The 15,571-nt window shown below is 71.2% G+C and carries 13 protein-coding genes; 5 read left to right on the top strand and 8 right to left on the bottom strand.

Going from position 1 to position 15,571, the window contains the following annotated elements; genetic code table 11:
* From ABZ642_RS11955 to ABZ642_RS11945, 3 genes are all read left to right on the top strand, one after another.
* On the top strand, positions 1 to 2,544 hold the full coding sequence (locus tag ABZ642_RS11955; protein WP_360481074.1) for an MFS transporter: 2,544 nt from the start codon (positions 1 to 3) through the stop codon (positions 2,542 to 2,544).
* 111 nt (positions 2,545 to 2,655) lie between these two features.
* Entirely contained in the window at positions 2,656 to 3,477 is an 822-nt protein-coding gene (locus ABZ642_RS11950) for a YceI family protein (RefSeq protein ID WP_360481071.1), read from the top strand.
* A gap of 59 nt (positions 3,478 to 3,536) precedes the next feature.
* Entirely contained in the window at positions 3,537 to 4,010 is a 474-nt protein-coding gene (locus tag ABZ642_RS11945) for a PPOX class F420-dependent oxidoreductase (RefSeq protein WP_360481068.1), read from the top strand.
* A gap of 95 nt (positions 4,011 to 4,105) precedes the next feature.
* On the opposite strand, the gene ABZ642_RS11940 is transcribed toward ABZ642_RS11945, so the two are convergent.
* The 8 genes from ABZ642_RS11940 to ABZ642_RS11905 all read right to left on the bottom strand — a co-directional run bounded on the left by ABZ642_RS11940 (position 4,106) and on the right by ABZ642_RS11905 (position 14,265).
* The gene (locus tag ABZ642_RS11940) at positions 4,106 to 4,840 is read right to left on the bottom strand and encodes a TetR/AcrR family transcriptional regulator (protein ID WP_360481332.1); all 735 of its coding nucleotides are present in this window, start codon (positions 4,838 to 4,840) and stop codon (positions 4,106 to 4,108) included.
* Positions 4,841 to 4,990: 150 nt separating this feature from the next.
* Positions 4,991 to 6,373 carry an MFS transporter gene (locus tag ABZ642_RS11935; protein ID WP_360481065.1) on the bottom strand — a complete coding sequence of 461 codons (1,383 nt, stop codon included), beginning with the start codon at positions 6,371 to 6,373 and terminating at the stop codon, positions 4,991 to 4,993.
* Between the two features lie 107 nt (positions 6,374 to 6,480).
* Complete coding sequence (locus ABZ642_RS11930; RefSeq protein WP_360481063.1) at positions 6,481 to 8,775, bottom strand: glycosyltransferase family 39 protein; 2,295 nt, start codon at positions 8,773 to 8,775, stop codon at positions 6,481 to 6,483.
* Positions 8,772 to 10,262 (bottom strand): bifunctional glycosyltransferase family 2/GtrA family protein, encoded by a 1,491-nt coding sequence (locus ABZ642_RS11925; RefSeq protein WP_360481060.1) that lies wholly within the window; start codon positions 10,260 to 10,262, stop codon positions 8,772 to 8,774. Before ABZ642_RS11925 ends, ABZ642_RS11930 begins: the two co-directional genes overlap by 4 nt.
* 14 nt (positions 10,263 to 10,276) lie before the next feature.
* Positions 10,277 to 11,908 carry a HAMP domain-containing sensor histidine kinase gene (locus ABZ642_RS11920; protein ID WP_360481057.1) on the bottom strand — a complete coding sequence of 544 codons (1,632 nt, stop codon included), beginning with the start codon at positions 11,906 to 11,908 and terminating at the stop codon, positions 10,277 to 10,279.
* The gene (locus ABZ642_RS11915) at positions 11,905 to 12,645 is read right to left on the bottom strand and encodes a response regulator transcription factor (RefSeq protein WP_234491525.1); all 741 of its coding nucleotides are present in this window, start codon (positions 12,643 to 12,645) and stop codon (positions 11,905 to 11,907) included. The genes ABZ642_RS11920 and ABZ642_RS11915 overlap by 4 nt, the downstream gene beginning before the upstream one ends.
* Before the next feature lie 305 nt (positions 12,646 to 12,950).
* Positions 12,951 to 13,823, bottom strand: a complete 873-nt coding sequence (locus ABZ642_RS11910) for a DUF2797 domain-containing protein (protein WP_360481054.1) — start codon at positions 13,821 to 13,823, stop codon at positions 12,951 to 12,953.
* A 73-nt stretch (positions 13,824 to 13,896) separates the two neighbouring features.
* Positions 13,897 to 14,265, bottom strand: a complete 369-nt coding sequence (locus tag ABZ642_RS11905; RefSeq protein ID WP_360481051.1) for an HGxxPAAW family protein — start codon at positions 14,263 to 14,265, stop codon at positions 13,897 to 13,899.
* A 161-nt stretch (positions 14,266 to 14,426) separates the two neighbouring features.
* On the opposite strand from ABZ642_RS11905, the gene ABZ642_RS11900 reads away from it, so the two are divergent.
* On the top strand, positions 14,427 to 14,936 hold the full coding sequence (locus ABZ642_RS11900) for a helix-turn-helix domain-containing protein (RefSeq protein ID WP_360481048.1): 510 nt from the start codon (positions 14,427 to 14,429) through the stop codon (positions 14,934 to 14,936).
* 99 nt (positions 14,937 to 15,035) lie between these two features.
* Positions 15,036 to 15,557, top strand: coding sequence for a hypothetical protein (locus tag ABZ642_RS11895; protein WP_360481045.1), 522 nt, complete (start codon positions 15,036 to 15,038; stop codon positions 15,555 to 15,557).
* Positions 15,558 to 15,571 lie beyond the last annotated feature (14 nt).

Below are 15,571 nucleotides of genomic sequence, written 5' to 3'. Positions count from 1 at the left end.
ATGGCAACGACCACACCAGCCGGTGTGCGGGCCCATGCAAGGCACGGGGGAGGCTCCGTCGAGCAGGCTGCCCCGATGACGCACCGGCAGATCATGGAAGCGATATCCGGGCTGCTGCTCGGCATGTTCGTGGCGATTCTGTCCTCCACGATCGTCACCAACGCCCTGCCGCACATCATCACCGACCTGGGCGGCGGCCAGTCCGCCTACACCTGGGTCGTGACCGCCTCCCTGCTGGCCATGACCGCGACCACCCCGCTGTGGGGCAAGCTGTCCGACCTGTACAGCAAGAAGGCGCTCGTCCAGATCGCCCTGGTCATCTACGTCCTGGGCTCCGCGGCCGCCGGTCTGTCGCAGAACGCCGGCATGCTGATCGCCTGCCGTGTCATCCAGGGCGTCGGCGTCGGCGGTCTGTCCGCGCTCGCCCAGATCGTCATGGCCGCGATGATCTCGCCGCGGGAACGCGGCCGTTACTCCGGCTACCTCGGCGCGACCTTCGCGGTCGCCACCGTCGGCGGCCCGCTGCTCGGCGGTGTCATCACCGACACCTCGTGGCTGGGCTGGCGCTGGTGCTTCTACGTCGGCGTCCCGTTCGCTGTCGTCGCGCTGATCGTGCTGCAGAAGACCCTGCACCTGCCGGTCGTGAAGCGGGACGTCAAGGTCGACTGGTCCGGCGCGTTCTTCGTCGCCGCCGCCGTCTCGCTGCTGCTGGTCTGGGTCACCTTCGCCGGTGACAAGTACGACTGGATCTCCTGGCAGACGTACGCCATGATCGGCGGTTCGATCGTGCTCGGCCTGATCTTCGTGCTCATCGAGTCGAAGGCCAAGGAACCGATCATCCCGCTGCGGCTGTTCCGCAACCGCACCATCACGCTGGCCTCGATGGCCTCCCTGTTCGTCGGTGTCGCGATGTTCACCGGCACGGTCTTCTTCAGCCAGTACTTCCAGCTGGCCCGCGACAAGTCCCCGACGATGTCCGGCGTGATGACGATCCCGATGATCGGCGGTCTGTTCATCTCCTCCACCGTCTCCGGGCAGTTCATCACCCGCACCGGCCGCTGGAAGGCCTGGCTGGTCAGCGGTGGCGTGCTCGTGACGGCCGGCCTCGGCCTGCTCGGGACCATCCGGTACGACACGGCGTACTGGAAGATGGCCATCTTCATGGCGCTGCTGGGTCTCGGCATCGGCATGATGATGCAGAACCTGGTGCTGTGCACGCAGAACCAGGTCGATCCCTCCGACCTCGGGTCGGCCAGCTCCACGGTCACCTTCTTCCGTTCCCTCGGTGGTGCGGTCGGCGTCTCCGCGCTGGGCGCGGTGATGGCCCACCGGATCACGCACTACGTGACGGAGGGCGCCGCCGCCCTCCCGCACAAGTACCAGGCCGCCCTGGCCGGTTCCAGCGCGTCCAGTGACAGCCTTCCGGACCTGGGCAAGCTGCCGGCCCCGCTGCGCACCCTCATGGAGAGCGCGTACGGCCACGGCATCGCCGACGTCTTCCTGATCGCCGGAGGCCTCGCGGCCCTCGCGTTCCTGATCAGCCTGTTCATCAAGGAGGTCCCCTTGAGGACCAAGGGCGCACTCGCCCAGGCCGCCGCCGAGGAGCAGGGCATCGAGGCCGCTCCGGTCGCCGCTGCCGCCGCCGTCCCGGCTCCCGCCGAGGAGACGGTCCCCAGCTGGGCCACCCCGGTCGTGAGCGGCACCACGGACACCGCCACGGAAGCCGCCGGGCAGTTCACCGCCGTGGCGACCATCGCCGCCCCCGAGCAGTCGGCGGGCTCCGGCTCCACCCCGGTGCACGGCTTCGTGCGCGGCGCCGAGAGCGCCCCGGTCGCCCAGGCCGCGGTCACCCTCATCTCGCTCTCCGGCCGCCAGCTCGGCCGCTCGGTCGCGGGCTTCGACGGCTCCTACCGTCTGGACGCCCCCGGCGCGGGTTCGTACGTGCTGATCGCCTCCGCCGACGGCTACCAGCCGCAGGCCTCCACCGTCCTGGTGGGCGAGGACCCGCTGCCGTACGACATCCTGCTCAGCGGCACCAGCGGGCTGAGCGGTGTGGTGCGGGGCGCGGGCAGCGCCCTGCCGGTCAAGGACGCGATGGTGATCGTCACCGACGTGCGCGGCGACCTGCTGGCCACCGCGGCCACGGGTGAACAGGGCCAGTTCGTCTTCGGCGACCTGGTGCCCGGTGTGGTGACGGTCGCGGTGAACGCGGCCGGGTACCGCCCCCGCGCCCTGCCGGTCCAGATCGGCACCACCGGGGTCACCCGGATCGAGGTCGACCTGGACGCCGGCGCCCAGCTCCAGGGTGTCGTGAGGGCCCCGCACGGGCCGCTGGCCGACGCCCGCGTCACCCTCGTGGACGCGGCCGGCAACGTGGTCGGCACGTCCACCACCGGCCTGGACGGCGCGTACGCCTTCGCCGACCTGGACGGCGGTGACTACACCGTGATCGCGACGGGCTACCCGCCGGTCGCCACGGCCCTGAACGTCACCGGCGCCGGTGTCGACGGGCACGACATCGAACTCTCCCACCCCGGCGAGTAGTTCACCCCGGCCCGGGGCAGCGATGGTTCATCGGCTGCCCCGGGCCGTCGCAATCTGTGCAATTTATAGGGCTTTTCACGCCTCTAGATCGGTTTTCAGGGAGAATTCGGGATGGGACTCACCGCCAGGATCCGCACCCGGGACGGATGGGCCGTGTCGCACGCGGTCGTCACGGTGACCGACATGACCGGCACGCAGGTGCTGCGCGTCGAGGCGGACGACGAGGGCACGGTACGGGACCCGAACCCGCTCGCGCCCGGGGCGTACACCGTCATCGTCACCGCCGTGGGCTACGCGCCCGCCGCCTCCAGCGCGATCGTCACCGCCAGCGGCCGTGCCGAGATCGGCAAGGTCACGCTCGCCCGGCAGGGGGGCACCGAGCTGCCGCCGCCCGGCCCGTGGACCGCCGACCCGGCGCACTCCACGGTCGCCGCGGTCGCCCAGCACCTGGGCATCTCCAGCGTCCGCGGCCGCTTCACCGACTTCACGGCGGCCATCGAGATCGCCCCCGACGACGTCGCCAAGTCCCGCGTCCAGGCCGTCATCCGGGCCGCCTCCATCGACACCGGCAACGGCATGCGCGACACGCATCTGCGCTCGGCCGACTTCCTGGACGTCGAGCGGTACCCCGAGTTGACGTACACCTCGACGGGCCTCACGACGGCCGGCTCCGACCGCTGGACGGTCCACGGCGAGCTGTCCATGCGCGGTGTCGTACGACCCGTCGACCTCCACCTCGCCTACCTGGGCACCGGCGCCGACCCCTGGGGCGGCACGCGGGCCGCGTTCCGCGCGACGGCCGAGCTGCACCGCGAGGACTTCGCGATGAACTACAACCAGGTCGTCCAGGCGGGTATCGCGGCCATCGGTACGACCCTCAAGGTCGAGCTGGAGATCCAGGCGGTCCAGGGCGAATCCCTGCCGCAGGCGTAGGCCCAGCAGGGTCAGGCAGCGATCAGGCGGGGCGGGTCCCCTCGGCCTAGGCTGACGGCATGGCACCGAACATCGCGACGAACACCGCCGTCTCCCTCGACGAACTGCTGGACTTCGTACGGCCCCGCCACCGCGCGATCCTGCTCACGCGCCGCGCCGACGGCAGCCCCCAGGGGTCGCCGCTGACCTGCGGGGTCGACGACTCCGGGCGGATCGTGGCCTCCACGTACCCCGAGCGGGCCAAGACCCGGAACGCCAAGCGGGACGAGCGGGTGAGCGTGATCGTCCTGAGCGACGACTGGAACGGGCCGTGGGTCCAGATCGACGGCAGCGCGGAGGTGATCGACTCGCCGGAGTCGGTGGAGCCGCTGGTGGAGTACTACCGGAACATCGCCGGGGAGCACCCGGACTGGGACGAGTACCGGGCGGCGATGCTGAAGCAGGGCAAGTCGATCATTCGGGTGACGCCGGAGAAGTGGGGGCCGGTGGCTACCGGGGGGTTCCCGGCGCGGTTGGCCTCGCCGGAGGCCTGAGGGGTGGGGGGTGCGGGTCGGTCGGCGGGTGCGGGTGGTTCGTGGCTGGTCGCGCCCGGCGGCGGAGCCGCATATCGGACACGGTCCCGCGCCCCTCAGGTGGGTCGAGTCACCTTCGCTTCGATGCCGGCGATCAGCAGATCCAGGGCGAAGGCGAAGTCCCGGTCCAGCATCTCGGCGACCGTGTCGCCGCCCCTCGCGGCCATGAGGTCTGCCGATTCCTCGATGATGGCGGCCGTTCCCGGGGCCTCGGTCACCGCGGTCATCGCGGTGCTGAAGTACTCGTCCGGGGTCATGCCGGCCGCTGCCACCCGCTCGGCGAAGTGGCCCTCGATCGTGCCGTAGCCGTAGACGAACTGGAAGACGGCCGAGATCGCGCCGGTCACCCCGTGTGCGGGCAGGCCGGCGCGGCGGACGACCTGCTGGACCACGCGGGAGAAGGCCAGCGAGTGGGGACCGACGTTGAGGTACCGGCCGGCCAGCGGGGAGAGCCAGGGGTGGCGGACCAGCAGCGCGCGGTACTCCGTGGCCAGCGCCCGCAGTTGCTCCCGCCAGTCGCCGTCGGCCGCCTCCGGCAGCCGCAGTTCGCCGAAGGCCGCGTCGAGGGCGAGTTCGAGCAGGTCGTCCTTGGTGTCGACGTACCAGTACACGGACATGGCGGTCACGTTGAGTTCGGCCGCCAGCCGCCGCATGGAGAACTTGTCGAGCCCGTCGGAGTCCAGGAGCCGGACGGTGACGGAGGTGATACGGGACCGGTCGAGACCGGACGGCTGACCGCTACGGCCCCCTTTGCCCGTCTTCTCCCCAAGCCACACACTGGCCCGCGCCATCACGACACCTTCCTCCACGATCACTTCTGAAGATGCTAGGACGCCGGCGTCCCTTCGGGGGCGCGGGACCGTGTTCGATATGCGGCTCCGCCGCGGCGCGACCGGCCACGAACCACCCGCACCCGCGATCCGACACATACCCCCTTCCCACTAGGCGACATTCCTCTCCGCCCGGCGAAGAAGTCCCGCCGCCACGAACCCTCCGACCACCACGGCAACCGCCCCCACCAACTGCCCGGCCCCCAGCCCCGCCGACAGCGACTTCCCCGACGCCACCGAAGAGCTCAGCACCGCTCCCAGCACGGCCACCCCCAACCCGTTCCCGAACTCCGCCAGCGTGCCGTTGATCCCGGCCCCCACCCCGGCCTTCTCCGGAGGGATCGCGCTCATGATGGCGTGCGCCATGGCCGGGTTGGCGATCGCGCACCCCGCTCCGATCAGCAGCAGACCGAGCAGCGTGCCGCCGTACCCGCTCGAATCCAGTACGGCGATGGACACCAGCCCGAGCGACATCAGCAGCATCCCCAGGGCTATCGCCACCGGCGTACCCAGCTTGGCGGCCCACCTGGCCGACAGGCCGGTGAAGTTGAGGGCGACGACCGCGAGCGCGAGCGGTGCCGTGCGCAGGCCGGCCTCCAACGGGCCGTAGCCGAGGACGAACTGCAGGTGCTGGGTGAGCAGGAAGAGCGCGCCGCCCATGCCGAAGGTGATGAGCACCGCACCGGCCACGGCACCCGTGAAGCGGCGGTCCCGGAAGAAGTGGGGGTCGAGCATGGGGTGGGGGATCCGGCTCTCCCCGTACGCGAACAGCGCCAGGACCGTCACCGCCACGGCCCCCGTGACCAGCACCCGCGCCGATGTCCAGCCGTGCTCCGGGCCGGAGATGATCGCGAAGACCAGTGCGGCCATGCCGATGGTGGAGAGCAGCGCGCCGAGCAGGTCGGGGCGGTCGCCCTGCGGGTTCTTCGACTCGGGGACCAGGACGACCACCGCCGCCAGGGCCAGCGCCGCGACCGGGAGGTTGATCAGGAAGATCGCGCCCCACCAGAAGTGGTTGAGCACGAACCCGCCGATCAGCGGCCCGGCGGCGAAGCCCAGCGCGTTGACCGCGCTCCAGATGCCGATGGCCTTGGGGTGTTCGTCGGAGGTGAAGATCTGCATCACCACGGCGAGGGTGGTGGTGAGCAGGAGGGCGCCGCCCACGCCCATCCCGGCGCGCGCGGCGATCAGTTGGGTGGTGGAGCCGGCCAGGCCCGCGGCCAGCGAACCCGCGCCGAACAGGACGAGTCCCGTGATCAGCATCTTCTTGCGGCCGTAGCGGTCGGCCGCGCTGCCGGCGGTGAGCAGCAGGCCGGACTGGACGAGCGAGTACGCGTTGATCATCCACTGGATGTCCGCGGTGGCCGCGTGCAGCTCCCGGGTGAGGGAGGGGATGGCCACGTTCAGAACGGTGTTGTCGAGCAGCACGGTCAGCTGCGCGAGGCAGATCACACCGAGGATCAGCCAGCGCTGGGGGTGGCCCTGAGAAGTCATGTTGTACACCGTAAGAGACTTCTTATACGGCGTACAACGCAGTTTCCCCGGACGTACGCGAAAGGGCGGTGGCCGAAGCCACCGCCCTCTCGCCGATCAGGCAACCGTCAGCTGCTGCTCGCCTTCCGCGTCAGGTCGTAGAAGGTGGACGAACCGACCGTCACCTTCTTGAAGTTCTTCTCCACCCACGAGGTGATCTGCGAGGACGTGCCGCTGCTGCTGCCGCCCATGCCACCGCCGGTGCCGGAGGAGACGAAGTAGTGGATCCTGCCGTCCGCCACGTACTCCTTGAACTGGGCGAGCGTCGGGGACGGGTCGGTGCCGTTGAAGCCGCCGATCGCCATCACCGAGTCGTCGGTGGCCAGCTGGTAGCTCGCCGCGTTCTGGGCACCGATGGCCGCCGCGACCCAGGTGTACTTCGAGGCGTCCTTCTCCAGCAGCTTCTTGGCCTCGGAGGTGACGGTCGCGCCGTTCAGCAGGCCGCCGACGCCACCGCCGCCGCCCATGCCGCCGCCTTCGCCCATCTGCCCGCCGCCGGGGAAGCCGTTGCCGTTCTGCGTGCTGCCGTTGCCGTTCTGGCCCTGGCCCTGCTGGTTCTGGCCCGGCATGCCACCGCCGAAGCCACCGGTGCCGGCGGTGCCGCCGCCCGGGAAGCCCTGCTGGCCGTTCTGGCCGTTCTGGCCCTGCTGGTTCTGGGTGTTGCCGTTGCCGTTCTGGCCCTGCTGGTTCTGGCCGAAGCCACCGCCGCCGCCCATGCCGCCCCGGCCGCCGCCCCCGCCGGGACCGCCGCCGAAGCCCATCATGCTCGCGCCCGCCGGGCCCGCCGTCGGGATGGAGCCGGTGTGCGCGGAGCCAACCGTGCTGAGGGTGTACGCCGTCGGGCCCGCCAGCGCGGCCACCAGGCCCACCGCGGCCGCCCCGAGGGCGAGTCGACGGCTGATCCGGCCCGCGAAGATCAGGCCGAGCGCGGCGGCCAGACCGCCGATCAGGACCAGCCACTTCAGCCAGGGCAGGTACGTGGAGGTGCGGTTGAGAAGGACGTAGCCCCAGACCGCGGCCGAGACCACGGCGGCGGCGAGGGTGATCGACGCCCACAGCTCGGCGCGCTTCTCCCACAGCAGCCCCGCGCCCATGCCGACCACCGCGGCGATGTAGGGGGCGAGGGCGACCGTGTAGTACTGGTGGAAGATGCCGGCCATGTAGCTGAAGACCACCATGGTGATCAGCAGCGAGCCGCCCCAGACCAGGAACGAGGCCCGGGTCACCGAGGTCCGCTTCAGCTTGCGCGTCGCCACCAGGCCCGCGACCAGCAGGATCAGCGCGGCCGGGAGCAGCCAGGAGATCTGGCTGCCGATCTCGGAGTTGAACATCCGGTCCCAGCCGGTGGCACCCCACTGCCCGGAACCGGTGCCGCCGCCACCGCCGCCGACGCTGCCGGTCTCGTCGCCGCTGAGCCGGCCGAGGCCGTTGTAGCCGAAGGTCAGCGACAGGAAGCTGTTGTCCTGCGAACCGCCGATGTAGGGGCGGGAGGAGGCCGGCCACAGCTCGACGATCGCCACCCACCAGCCCGCCGAGACGATCAGCGCGCCGGTCGCGAGGGCCAGCTGGCCGATCCGCTTCCTCAGCGCGTGCGGGCCGACGGCCGCGTACACGAACGCCAGCGCCGGCAGGATCAGGAACGCCTGCAGGGTCTTGGCGAGGAAGGCGAAGCCGATCGCCACGCCCGCCCACACCAGCCACTTCGTCCTGCCGTCCTCGACCGCGCGGACCACGAAGTAGCAGGCCAGCGCCATCAGCAGGGCCAGCATCGCGTCCGGGTTGTTGAACCGGAACATCAGCGCCGCGACGGGGGTGAGCGCGAGCACGGCGCCCGCGATCAGGCCGGCCGCGGGGCTGAACCGGCGGCGCACGGAGGCGTGGACGACCGCGACCGTGCCGACGCCCATGAGGACCTCGGGGCCGAGGATCGTCCAGGAGTTCAGGCCGAAGATCCGGGCCGCGATCTCCATCGGCCACAGGAACGCGGAGGGCTTGTCGACGGTGATCGCGTTGCCCGCGTCCAGCGAGCCGAAGAACATCGCCTTCCAGCTCTTGGTGCCCGCCTGGACGGCGGCCGAGTAGAAGGAGTTGGAGTAGCCGTTGACGCTCAGGTCGTAGAAGTAGAGCACCGCGGTGACGAGCAGCAGGCCGAGGAAGGCCGGGCGCGCCCAGCGGGGGTCCTCGGGGCGGCCGCGCCAGAGTCTGCGGGCGAAGGGCTGCCTGGGCTCGCCCGAGCCCGTCCGTGGCACCGGCGGGGCCGGGACGTCGTGGACGTCCTGGGCGTCCGGCGCCTGCCGGGGCGCCGGGGGAGCCTCGGAGGCCGGGCTCCACGGGGCCGGACGGTCGGTGTGGGTGCTGCTCATCGGGGATCCCCCGGATCGGTGTCATGGGGGCGCACCGGCTGCAACTGCATGGTGGCGTCCCTCCAGGTGCCGTCCGCGGCTTCGCCGGCGCGGAGTCGGGTGGTCGTGGTGGCGCCCTGGGCGTAGGGCTGGTGCGCCGGGCGCTGCGGGAGCGGGCCCGGCTGCTGGTGTCCGCCGGCGGCCGTGGAGTACGTCGGCGACGACGGGTTGTGCGTGGCCACCACAGTGGAGGAGTCCTGCCGGGGGCCGTCGCGGTCCGGGAAGACCCAGGCGCGGAAGAGCAGGAAGCGCAGGACGGTCGCGGCGAGGTTGGCGGCGACCAGCACCGCCAGCTCGGTGGAGTGCGCGGGGTCGCTGCTCGCCGCGTTCAGGGCGGCGAGCGAACCGCTGGTCAGCGCCAGGCCGATGCCGAAGACGACCAGGCCCTGCGCCTGGTGCCGGACCGCCCCGCCGCGGCCGCGCACCCCGAAGGTGAGGCGCCGGTTGGCGGCGGTGTTCGCCACCGCCGACACCAGCAGCGCGAGCGCGTTGGCGATCTGCGAACCGGAGAACTGCCGGAAGAGGCTGTACAGGACCAGGTAGAAGAGGGTCGACAGGGCGCCGACCACGCAGAAGCCGACGAGCTGGCGGGCCAGGCCCTTCGGCACGTCCTGGATGTCGCGGTCCCGCGGGTCGTCGCCGAACGGGCGGGCGATCCGGTCCAGCGGCAGCGAACCGGTGGCCAGCGCCTTGCCGACCCGCCACACGCCCTTGAGGTCGTCGGTGGCCGTCTTCACGATGTGCACGGTCGAGTCCGGATCGTCGACCCAGTCGACGGGCACCTCGTGGATACGCAGTCCCGCGCGCTCGGCGATCACCAGCATCTCGGTGTCGAAGAACCAGCCGGTGTCCTCGACCATCGGCAGCAGCACCTGCGCGACATCGCGCCGGATCGCCTTGAAGCCGCACTGCGCGTCCGAGAAGCGGGCCTGCAGCGAGCCGCGCAGGATCAGGTTGTACGAGCGGCTGATGAACTCCCGCTTGGCGCCGCGCACCACGCGCGAGGAGCGGGCCAGCCGGGAACCGATCGCCAGGTCGGAGTGGCCGGAGATGAGCGGCGCCACCAGCGGCAGCAGCGCGTTCAGGTCGGTCGACAGGTCCACGTCCATGTACGCGAGGATCGGCGCGTCCGAGGCCGACCAGACGGTCCGCAGCGCACGGCCGCGGCCCTTCTGCTCCAGCCGGAACGACTTGACCTCGGCCATCTCCGCCTCAAGGCGCTGTGCCACCTGGGGGGTGGTGTCCGTGGACGCGTTGTCCGCGATGGTGATGCGGAACGCGTACGGGAAGGTGCGCTTGAGGTGGTCATGCAGTCTGACGACGCATGGGCCGAGGTCCTTCTCCTCGTTGTAGACGGGGATCACTACGTCCAGGACAGGCGTACCGGCGTCTCCGGCCGGGAGGTGCTCCCGCGCCGGCAGGGTGCCGGGAGAAGAGTCGGTTCGCATGGGAACGACTCTGGTCAAGCGCCCTGTTGCACCCATGTGGTGGCACTGTGCTGTGCCTGTGAGTGCGATTGCCAGTTCGTTTCGGGGGCCGGCTGGGGAGCCGCCGGGGCAAGCGCGGGGAGATAGAGGGTGAACACCGTGCAGCCCGGAACGCTGTCCACGGTGACGGCACCGCCGTGCGCGGACGCGACGGCCTGCACGATGGCGAGCCCCAGGCCGGTGGACCCGGTGGACCGCGACCGCGCGGAGTCGCCGCGCGCGAACCGCTCGAAGACGTGCGGCAGCAGGTCCGGCGGAATGCCCTGACCGTTGTCCTCGACGTCCACGCACATCCAGGGCCCGCGCCGCTGGATACGAGCGGTGACGGTGGTCCCGGGCGGGGTGTGCTTGCGGGCGTTGCCGAGCAGGTTGACCAGCACCTGCTGGATACGGGCCGCGTCGGCGGCCACCAGGGCCGGCTCGTCGGGCAGGTCCAGCCGCCAGTTGTGGTCCATGCCGGCCGCGCGCGAGTCGCTGATGGTGTCGACGACGAGCGGGATGAGGTCGGTGTGCTCGAACTGCAGCGGACGGCCCGCGTCCAGCCGGGCGAGCAGCAGCAGGTCCTCGACGAGGAGGGTCATCCGGCCGGCCTCGGACTCGATACGGCCGAGGGCGTGCCGGGTGTCGGGCCCGACCTCCTCCCGGCCGCGCCGGGTCAGTTCGGCGTAACCGCGGATGGAGGCGAGCGGGGTGCGCAGCTCATGGCTGGCGTCCGCGACGAACTGCCGTACCCGCATCTCGCTCTGCTGGCGGGCGTGCAGGGCGCCGTGCACGTGGTTGAGCATGCGGTTGAGCGCGGCGCCGACCTGGCCGACCTCGGTGTGCGGGTCGCACTCGGACTCCGGGACCCGCTCGCTGAGGTTGACCTCGCCGGTGTGCAGGGGGAGTTCGGAGACACGGGTGGCGGTGTTGGCGACCCTGCGCAGCGGGCGGGTGGCCACACCGACCATGACGGTGCCGGCGAGGGAGGCGGCGATCAGGCCGGAGAGGGTGAGGCTGATCTCGACGATGATCAGGGTGTTGATCGTGCCGTCGACGTCGGAGGTCGGGATACCGACGTAGAAGGTGCCGTTGTTGCCCTTGACGTACTGGGCCTGGTACGTGCCGAGGCCCGGGATGTCGACCGTGTGCGGCCGCTGGTCCTGGGCGACGGAACCGAGCGCCTTGATCTGGGCGTCGCTGAGGTCGTCGGGGGTCATCTGGGTGTAGCCGGCGGAGTTGTTCTCCTTGGTACCGACCTTGCCGCTGGTGATCGACCCGTTCTCGACCTGGGCCGCGATGGTCTTCTGCGGCTGCGGCCCCTGGGTGACGAAGTCGCCGAGGGTCTTCGGCTGTTTCGGCTTGAGCTTGTTGGCGTTGCCGGCCGGCGGGCTGCCCTTGCCGTCGAAGCCGCCCACGGGCCCGCCGGCCGCACGCAGTGCCACCTCGCGCAGGTTGCTGTTCAGCTGCCCGTACAGGTGGTCGCGGAGCACGAGGGTGGTGACGGTCCCGATCACCGCGCAGACCACGGCTATCAGGGTCACGGACACGACGACGAGCCGGGTCCGCAGGGTGCGCGGCTGTCCCGCTCGTCGCTTCTGCGCACGCGGCCGTCGTCGCCCGCTCATGACGCGGCGGGCTTGATCAGGTAACCGGCCCCACGCCGGGTGTGGATCATCGGCTCCCGGCCGGCGTCTATCTTCCTGCGCAGGTACGAGATGTAGAGCTCGACCACATTGGCCTGGCCGCCGAAGTCGTAGGACCACACCCGGTCCAGGATCTGGGCCTTGCTGAGCACGCGCCGCGGGTTGCGCATCAGGAAGCGCAGCAGCTCGAACTCGGTGGCGGTGAGGTGGATCGAGTCCCCGGCCCGCGAGACCTCGTGACTGTCCTCGTCCAGGGTGAGGTCGCCGACGACGAGCACCGAGTCGGACCGCCGGTCGGCGGCGCCGGAGCGGCGGATCAGCCCGCGCAGCCGGGCCACGACCTCTTCGAGGCTGAAGGGTTTGGTGACGTAGTCGTCGCCGCCCGCGGTGAGACCGGCGATCCGGTCCTCGACCGCGTCCTTCGCGGTGAGGAACAGCACCGGCACGTCGGGCAGCTCGCGCCGCAGGCGACCGAGAACGGTGAGGCCGTCCATGTCGGGCAGCATCATGTCGAGGACGACGGCGTCGGGCCGGAACTCCCGTGCGGTCTGGATGGCACCCGTGCCGTCACCCGCGCTCCGGATCTGCCAGCCCTCGTAACGCAGGGCCATGGACAGGAGTTCGGTGATCGACAGCTCGTCGTCCACCACAAGCACTCGGACGGGGCTCCCGTCCGGCCTCAGCAGTTCGGTGCGCCCCTGGGGCGAGGTCGTGGTCATGGTGGACACCTTGTCGGGGTCCTCTGAGAACACGCTTTCACTAATCTGTGATTTCCCTAAGAAACACACAGGCGCCTCTCAGGGAACGCCTGGGAAACCCATCACATGCGCACGAACTCGTGACCGCGCCCGCCTGCGGGCTGTGCGGATCATGTACGCCCGGTGTGTGACCCGATCCGCTGATGAAAGCCCGATGAACCGCTGATGAGAGCGTACCGGGGCGGGCGACGGGGCGCCTGTCGGATGGATTCGGGCGGACCTCGGCAGGTCTGCCGCCGGGGTCCTTCCCGGGTGTTCGGCACGGGTCAGAACAGACCCTCCTGGGGCGCGGAGAACTCCCGCACGGGCACGCCAAGTTCACCGTCGCCCCCCGCTCCGGCGGCGGTCAGTTCCCACCCGGGCAGCAAGCGCGTGTCGAGGACGACGACCCCGCGCCGGGTGGCGAGATGCAGATCCGGCCCGGCGGCCGCGACGAGCTCGCCGCTCACCACACCGCCCGGGACCAGCTCGACCACCTCGCCGACCGCGGCGGGCGCCCCGTCGAGGCCGAACACCCGCACATGGTCGACGACTTGGCAGGGCTCGGGAACGAGCGCCTCGGGCCACGCCGCGAGCGCCAGGGCCCGGGCATGGAGCACGACGACCTCGGCGGCCCGCTCGGTGTCGCTGCCGGGCAGGGCGGCCCGTGCGGCGCGCTTGGCGCCGTAGGGGATCCGGTCGGGCACCCTGAGCGCGGCCCGCAACAGCTCCTCGGCCCGCCGCGCGGCCATCAGCGGCCCGGCGCCCAGCCAGCTGAAGCACACGGCCCCCTGCTCCAGCAGCCGCGCCGACCCGCGCTCGACGCCGGTGATCCCGACCTTGACCATCCCGGGCCCGAACCACGCCAGATACACGTGGTACGGCCGAGGATCGTCGGCGATGCCGTCGGCGGCCACGGAGTGCGCCCGGTCCAGCCGGCCACACTCCTCGCAGCGGGCGCCGGTGCTCCGCCCGGAGACGGAGGCGTGTACCGCGCAGGGGTGCCCACGCGCCCCCACGCACTCCCGCACACCTCCGTCGGCCGCCCTGAAGGCGACGCGCTTGCCCGGCGCGAGCACACTGCGCCGCCCGCCGCTCCACACCAGTACAGGCCCGTCGTCCGACCACCGCAGCCCCGAGCATTTCCACACCTGTGCCATCACTCGCGAGCGTAGAGGGCGGCACTGACAACGGGGCGGAGCCGGGGACTTGGCGGTGGGTGCCGGCTCCTGGTCAGCCGCCGGTGCGGGCGGTGGCCGGCTCGGCCTCCCCGGTGGTGGTCACCGGCTCCGGCGCGGACCCGGTACGTCGTCCACGGCCCGCGAGCCGGCACGCCACGCATCCGGGGTGGCCCTCGCGTGCGCCGGTGTCCCGTACTCCGGGGGCCCACTGCGTCCGGGGCCGGGGGCCGGGCGGCTTGCCCCAGCCGGCGAGGTGCAGATACCAGGTGACCAGGATGCTCACGGCGCCCACCGCGCCCCCTCCGACCAGGGCGGGGACCGAGACGGCACACACCCCCCACCCCAGCAGACCGCTTCCGACGGTCGCGATCGCGGTACCCGTCCACCCGGCGACCGTGTGACCTTCATCGTGCAGACTCACGTACCCGCCTCCCCTTCACTGGCAGCGGAAACTTCAATGACAGCGGAAACACGACGTTCGACGCGAGGACCACTAGAATCCCTCACTGTCTAAGGAATTTACCCCCTACATCTCTCACGTGCTAAGGGAATCGGCGAATCTCCAAGGAATCGGGAACGACCATGCACGGCAAGCCGCGACCGCCCGCGGACCCCGCCCGCGCCCTGTCCGCGATGGACCACCTCATCGCGGCCCATGTGATCGGCCAGCAGGAGCTGGCCCGGCGGCTCGGGGTCAACGTCACGGACCTCACCTGCTTCGGCTTCGTCCTGGAGGCGGGCGAGGACCTGCTGACGGCGGGCGACCTGGCCGCCCGTGCCCATGTGACGACGGGCGCGGTGACGGGCATCCTCAACCGCCTGGAACGCGCGGGCTACGTGACCCGGCGCCCCGACCCCGACGACCGCCGCCGGGTCCGCGTGGCCGCGGTCCCGGACGCGGTCAGCCGTGTCGAAGCGGTGTACGCCGGCCACTACAGAGGCCTCACGGACCTGTTCGCCGACTACACCCCCGACGAACTGGCCACCCTCACCGACTGGTTCACCCGCGCGACGAATCTGGCCCACGAATACCTGGAACGGCTGAACCGCAACGGGTCCGGGGCGTCCGGCGATTCCGCGGGGCCGTGCTGAGTCCTCCCCCGGGTAGAGCAGCCGCATCCACCCGATTTCCACCCTGCTTCCACCCATGGGTCCACGTGCCGGACGGGTCCGGAACCGGATAGTCGAGGCATGACGATTTCCGACTGGATCATCGATGTGGCGCTCATCCTCGTGGTCATCAAGCAGATGCGGGAGGAGAGGCTGACGGCCTTCAGGCTGCTGCTGCCGCTGGGCCTGATCACCTGGGTGGCGACCAGCTACCTGCACGACATCCCGACCGCGGGCAACGACCTCTCCCTCACAGCGGCGTTCGCCGGGATCGGCATCGTCTGCGGCGTGGCCGGCGGCCTGCTCACCCGGGTCCGCTTCGCGGACGGGCACGTCCGGGTCAAGGCGACCCTGGGCGCGGCGGCCCTGTGGGTGCTCAGCATGGGCTTCCGCCTTGGCTTCGCGATCTGGACCTCCCACCCCTCCGGCGAGGCCCGCATAGCCCACTTCTCGGCCTCCCACGACATCACCAGCGGACAGGCGTGGGTCGCCGCCCTGGTGCTCATGGCCGTCAGCGAGGTCGTCATCCGCCTGGGCATCATCGTCGTACGCGGCCAGACCCTCCGCGGCCGCGAGCGCACCCGCGTCCTCACCACGGCGTGAGCCGCGCCCACCGT

The organism is Streptomyces sp. NPDC007157, assembly GCF_040634235.1.
Taxonomy (GTDB): domain Bacteria; phylum Actinomycetota; class Actinomycetes; order Streptomycetales; family Streptomycetaceae; genus Streptomyces.
Note: the sequence above shows the minus strand (reverse complement) of the source record. Positions and strands in the feature narration are given on the sequence as shown.

Coding starts and splice junctions, on each gene's coding strand:
- ABZ642_RS11955 (WP_360481074.1), top strand. CDS start 1: ATGGCAACGACCACACCAGCCGGTGTGCGGGCCCATGCAAGGCACGGG.
- ABZ642_RS11950 (WP_360481071.1), top strand. CDS start 2,656: ATGGGACTCACCGCCAGGATCCGCACCCGGGACGGATGGGCCGTGTCG.
- ABZ642_RS11945 (WP_360481068.1), top strand. CDS start 3,537: ATGGCACCGAACATCGCGACGAACACCGCCGTCTCCCTCGACGAACTG.
- ABZ642_RS11940 (WP_360481332.1), bottom strand. CDS start 4,840: ATGGCGCGGGCCAGTGTGTGGCTTGGGGAGAAGACGGGCAAAGGGGGC.
- ABZ642_RS11935 (WP_360481065.1), bottom strand. CDS start 6,373: ATGACTTCTCAGGGCCACCCCCAGCGCTGGCTGATCCTCGGTGTGATC.
- ABZ642_RS11930 (WP_360481063.1), bottom strand. CDS start 8,775: ATGAGCAGCACCCACACCGACCGTCCGGCCCCGTGGAGCCCGGCCTCC.
- ABZ642_RS11925 (WP_360481060.1), bottom strand. CDS start 10,262: ATGCGAACCGACTCTTCTCCCGGCACCCTGCCGGCGCGGGAGCACCTC.
- ABZ642_RS11920 (WP_360481057.1), bottom strand. CDS start 11,908: ATGAGCGGGCGACGACGGCCGCGTGCGCAGAAGCGACGAGCGGGACAG.
- ABZ642_RS11915 (WP_234491525.1), bottom strand. CDS start 12,645: ATGACCACGACCTCGCCCCAGGGGCGCACCGAACTGCTGAGGCCGGAC.
- ABZ642_RS11910 (WP_360481054.1), bottom strand. CDS start 13,823: ATGGCACAGGTGTGGAAATGCTCGGGGCTGCGGTGGTCGGACGACGGG.
- ABZ642_RS11900 (WP_360481048.1), top strand. CDS start 14,427: ATGCACGGCAAGCCGCGACCGCCCGCGGACCCCGCCCGCGCCCTGTCC.
- ABZ642_RS11895 (WP_360481045.1), top strand. CDS start 15,036: ATGACGATTTCCGACTGGATCATCGATGTGGCGCTCATCCTCGTGGTC.